The organism is Rubrimonas cliftonensis, assembly GCF_900107585.1.
Lineage (GTDB): Bacteria > Pseudomonadota > Alphaproteobacteria > Rhodobacterales > Rhodobacteraceae > Rubrimonas > Rubrimonas cliftonensis.
The window spans coordinates 1-4126 of the sequence record NZ_FNQM01000064.1; the positions used below are offsets into that span (position 1 = coordinate 1).

At 62.6% G+C, this 4126-nt stretch carries 2 protein-coding genes and 2 pseudogenes; 1 reads left to right on the top strand and 3 read right to left on the bottom strand.

Translation table 11 applies throughout. The features are described from left to right. Positions 1-74 precede the first annotated feature (74 nt). Positions 75-383, top strand: a complete 309-nt coding sequence (locus tag BLW43_RS24795) for a hypothetical protein (protein ID WP_093257109.1) — start codon at positions 75-77, stop codon at positions 381-383. Between the two features lie 541 nt (positions 384-924). Here BLW43_RS24795 and BLW43_RS22395 read toward each other — a convergent pair. The 3 genes and pseudogenes from BLW43_RS22395 to BLW43_RS23845 form a co-directional block, all read right to left on the bottom strand. Next, positions 925-1359, bottom strand: a pseudogene (locus BLW43_RS22395) (Mu transposase domain-containing protein); the annotation flags it as partial. 178 nt (positions 1360-1537) lie between these two features. Beyond that, positions 1538-3184: a recombinase family protein gene (locus BLW43_RS22400; protein WP_093257111.1), complete on the bottom strand. Its 1647-nt coding sequence runs from the start codon at positions 3182-3184 to the stop codon at positions 1538-1540. Positions 3185-3657: 473 nt separating this feature from the next. Continuing rightward, positions 3658-4023: pseudogene (locus tag BLW43_RS23845) on the bottom strand (recombinase family protein); the annotation flags it as partial. Positions 4024-4126 lie beyond the last annotated feature (103 nt).

Sequence of the window (4126 nt, forward strand, 5' to 3'; positions counted from 1 at the left end):
CACCGCCCTCGGCATACCCGTCACCGAAGCCATAGGATGAGTCCGTCCGGGGAAAGGGGAAATCCGGCCCAGCCGTGATTTGCTCAACAGAGTCCTTCGACGCCGATGTCGTCGAAGGCGGCGCTGGCGACGACCGTATCATCCTGGGCCCGGGTCGGGACAGGTTGATCCTGCGCGAAGGCTTTGACGAAGACCGCGTTCTTGATTTCCGGGTCGGATCCGACGTGCTCGACTTCACCGAACACATTGGCGTCTCGAGCCTTCAAGATCTGACTGTCAGTCAGATCGGTGGGAGCACTGTCTTGCTGGATCGTATAGGCGGGCGTCTTGTCCTGACAGGTATCGACGAGGCGTCGCTCACTTCTGACGTGTTCATGTTCTGATCTGGCGTCGACGTATCACTGTAGCGCAGGAGTGGGCGACACTCGCGAGCGGGCGCTTGTGGATCGGCGCTGGGTCCCGACGCCGATCGGCGTTGTAAGTCGTTGATACCGCTTTGGCGGAGAGGGTTACACTTCGGCGCTTGTTTACACCCGCGGATCCGCATGTCCTCGATCATCCGCCGCCGCAGCGGGCTCATCGTCTTCAGGCTCATCGAGACCTCCTGTCCAAAAGGAAAGGTCTCGATGGTCAGGGTCAGCCGACCCGTCGGCGAAGCGCCGTCACGCCGCGCGCAGCGCTACGACGACGCCAGGCGCCAATGCCGCGAGAGCGGCTTCGTTCACCGGCGGTCGACGGCCGGTCGCTCGCGCGGTTCCGGCGGTGCCGGATACACCGACACGCGCGGTGGTCGACGACAAGATGCGCGGACTTCGGTCATTCGTGCCCGCCGCCCTCTACGTCGGCGGTGCGGACAATGCTGTCGTTCGGGTTCCGGCGACGACCGGCAGAAACGTGTATGGAGCGGTCGCTTGCAAACGTCGACCCCTCGGTCAGCACGGCGCTGAAGATGTCGACCATCTGCCGATCGCCGTCCGGCGCCGCCTTCAGCTTCCGTCGGATCCGCTCGATCGGCGCCGGCAGGTCCCAGGCCTTGAACGGCGCGCGGTTGCGCAAGGCGCCGGGTTTGCGCGCGGGGATCGGCACGTAGTGCCAGGGGTCGTAGATCGTGCAGCCGCGGCCGAACGCGCGGGCGTGTTCGCCGACAACGCGGCCCTCCTGCCGGATTTCGATGCGTTCGGCGTAGGCGCAGATCTCGACCGGGCGTCCTGCGGCCGAGGCGTCGACGGAGTACTTGTTGTCGTCGAACCGCACGAGGCACGTCTTTGACACCGCCGCCGGGATTGCGTGGAAACCGTCTAACGGGCCGCGATACGGAACGAGGCTCGCCCGCTCGGCCTCGAAGATCTCCCAGATCGTCTTGTCGGCGATCTCGGGTGAGAGCATCTCGATGGACATCCAGCTGTTGGGTTGCTCGCGACACAACAGTGAGCGACTGACGCTTTACAGTCCTGTGCGTATCAGCCATCAACTCTTCCGACAGAATCGCGTGCTCGAGGATTGTGGGCCAAAGTGTGGGGCGGCTCTGGTTGGCATGTCATAACCGACTAATGCTATGGCGAAATTCGGTGCAGTGTAGAGGACTCTCCCTCCGCCATCCCGGTACAAAACTGGGCACTAGTACGTCGCCGTTCCCGAACTGGAGGACGGCTCGCTCAACATCAGGTTTGTTCCCGAAGATTTTGATGCCCTCTGGGAGAATCTGGACCTGCCGGATGATCGCCCGGAGGTAGGCCCGGCGGAAATCGATCTTCCCGTGCGTGATGTTCCTGCGCATGAGATCGACGAAGGCGTCGAGGCGAGCGTCGGTGATCAGGGCCTTGGGAGCAGTTTCGGCCGCAGCGCGATCGATGCATGATTGTGCGAGGTCGCGTTCGGCCGCGGCCTCGCTGGTCATCGTCTTCAGGCTCGGGTCGTCCGGCGGGATGGCCCCGTTCGCGACGGCTTCGAGAAGGCGACGGAGGCGCAAGTCGGCCTTGTCGCGCTTCTCCCGCATCTTCGCGAGGGTCTCGTCGTTCCGGTCAGCCTTTGCGGACTGGCGCTTGAGCAGCGCGTCCAGCAGCGAGCGCATGCGCTCGGGCGCGAGGAGTTCCCGAACGACGTGGTCGGTGATCAGGCTGTCCAGATCCTCCATCGGGATGGCCTTGCTGGAACAGGTGGAAACGCCCTTGGAGAGCTTGTTTCCGCAGATGTAGTAGCGGTACTGGCCACCCTTGCCGGTTCGCATGGTCATCCCGGCGCCGCAGCACCCACACTTCGCCAAGCCGGTCAGCAGGATGGGGCCGGTCACGACGCGTGGCGGCGTCGTCTTGGGGTTGCGAGCCCGGAGGGAGCACTGGACGGCGTCGAAGTCCTCCAGAGGCAAAATCGCCGGAACGGAAACCAGAATCGGTTCCTTATCCTTCTTGGTGTGGCCATGTCGGTAGATCCCGACCAGCACCGTATCGGTGAGGATCCTGTGGATCTTGCCGTTTGCCCAGCTTGACCCGTAGCGGTTCCGATGGCCGTGTTCGTTCAGCCACGCAGCGATCCGCTTGCAGCCCATTGGTCCCGAGATCCCGTCACCCTTCAGGTAGAGGTCGACCATCAGCCGGACCATTCCCGCCTCGGACGGCTCGATGTCGAGCTTCTTCTTGATGGTGTTCCCGCGGATGCCGGCCTGTACGGTCTTGAAGCCAAACGGCGTCCTGCCGCCGCCCCAGTAGCCCTGCCTGGCGTTCTCGCCCATCGCCCGTGCTACATGCTTGGCCGTCTCCGCCGACTGATACTCGTCGAACGTCATGAAGAAGAGACGGATCATGTCACCGGCGGGTCCGGGGGGCACGGGCTGGGTGAGGCTGGCGATCTCGATCCTGTGCTCGCGCAGCTTGTGAATGAAGCCGAGCGCCTCATACACGTTGCGAAAGAAGCGGCTGAAGGAGTGGACCAGCAAGACCTCGAAATCCGCCTGGCCGCTCTGGACGAGCGACAGGATGCGTTGCAGCTCAGGCCGATTGCCGGTGGTCCCCGACCCGGTATCGGTGAACTTCTGGGTGACGACGCCGCCCTGCTGACTTACCCCATTCTCCAGCTGAAACTCCTGATCGGGAATCGAGAGATCCTTCTCTGCCTGCCTCCCGGTCGAAACCCGCATGTAAAGAGCAAAACGCGACGGCGACTGGCTGGCCTTCAGTAACGCATTCATTACTCGCTTTCCTTTCTTATGTGCATTGTTTTTGTTATTTTGGTCGCATGACCCATTATTGTTTGTATTTCTAATGAGCAGTACGCTTCTAATGCTGTCAGTTCTGCTTCGGAAAATTGTTTGTTAAAATTGTTGAAGTTGCGCATTGTGAGGGCACTAGGTGTCCAGCGCGAACTCTGCCGCTGTGCATGCTGCCGTGAGGGCCGTACTCCCATGTCGTTCCGTCCGACGCGCGGGTAGGCCGCGCTCCAACGAACATCCCGATGCCGTCAAGATTTTTTCTTGGGTGCGCTGGCGCGGCATCCGCCGCGTGTTGGTCGGCGGCGTCTCGCCCGTGGTGACCTGGGCCGCCTGGAAGGGGCGGCCCGCCAGCTCCAGGCTGGCGGGCGACACCGCCGAAGCTGTGCGTCCCCATCCACCTTATGTGCAGATGCAAAAGCCCAAAGACATCGGCGGCGGTGCCGACGGACGCGCTACTTCTTTGCCGTTTCCCTCCGACGCCGGAGCGACTCCCACTTCATCTCCGCATAGATGTCGAGCATCAGGTTCCGGAGATTGTCAGTGGCCAGCGGATTGGACGAATGCTCGGGGTGCTCGACGGTCGCGCCGAGTGCCTCGATCGACCCGCGCAAACGAGCCTGCGAACCGACGTCGCGCGAGAGGCGCGCCGGATCGACGGTGATCACGACGACCGCCTCGTTCTGATGCGCCTTGAGATAGTTCAGTAACGCCTTGAGCTGCGGACGCTTGGCGACGCTGCTCAGGCCACTGGCGTGTTCGCAGAAGATAGCCTGGACGTCGTAGTCCTTCGCCGCCGCGTACGCGCGGCAACTGTGCTCCTGGCTATGACTCTGTTGAGCAAATCACGGCTGGGCCGGATTTCCCCTTTCCCCGGACGGACTCATCCTATGGCTTCGGTGACGGGTATGCCGAGGGCGGTGA

What these genes read in the sequence shown, in the direction of transcription:
- BLW43_RS22400 (WP_093257111.1), bottom strand. Translation starts at nt 3,184, where the DNA reads ATGAATGCGTTACTGAAGGCCAGCCAGTCGCCGTCGCGTTTTGCTCTT.